This is a genomic window from Mesorhizobium sp. M1322 (genome assembly GCF_040318085.1).
Taxonomy (GTDB): Bacteria; Pseudomonadota; Alphaproteobacteria; order Rhizobiales; family Rhizobiaceae; genus Mesorhizobium.
Genome location: NZ_JAMYLP010000227.1, coordinates 1 through 569, shown reverse-complemented (window position 1 = coordinate 569; position 569 = coordinate 1). Strand labels below are relative to the sequence as shown.

Genomic DNA, 569 nt, shown 5'->3' with positions numbered 1-569 from the left:
CCGCAGCGCTCCGGTGAAGGTCGTGGTCTTCCAGTGGCCATGCGGCACGCCGGCCCGGCAGCGCTCGCCGCGCGGCGCTCTTCCACGCAGGCGGGCCATCTTTGTGGAGAGGCCGGTCTCGTCGATGAACACGAGCTTCGCCGGATCGAGATCGAGCTGGCCGTCGAACCAGTCCCGGCGCCGCTTCAGCACGTCGGGGCGATCCTGCTCCAGTGCGTGCGCGGACTTTTTTTGAATGTCCAGCCGTGGCCGCGAAGCCAGGCGCTCAAGGCGCTGCGGCTGATCCGCACCGACTGCTCGGCGACCAGCCGCTCCACCATCTCGTTCAGCGTGATGTCCTTGCGTTCCTCGATCAGCCCGACGATGAAGGCTTCATGCGCATCGAGGCTGGAGGCGCGGCGGCGGCCCTGCGGGCGTGGTGCCAGTTCGCCGATCTTCGCCCGCGCAATCCAGCGGATCGCGCTGGACACTCCCACGCCGAACCGCGCCGCCGCTTGCCGCGCCGACATCCCCTCGTCCGAAGCCTTCAAAACCCGCGATCGAAGATCCCCGCTCAATGCTCTTCCCAT

Annotated in this window: 1 pseudogene; it reads right to left on the bottom strand. The window is 68.0% G+C overall.

The features are described from left to right. A pseudogene (locus NKH12_RS30510) lies at positions 1-569 on the bottom strand (IS630 family transposase); the annotation flags it as partial.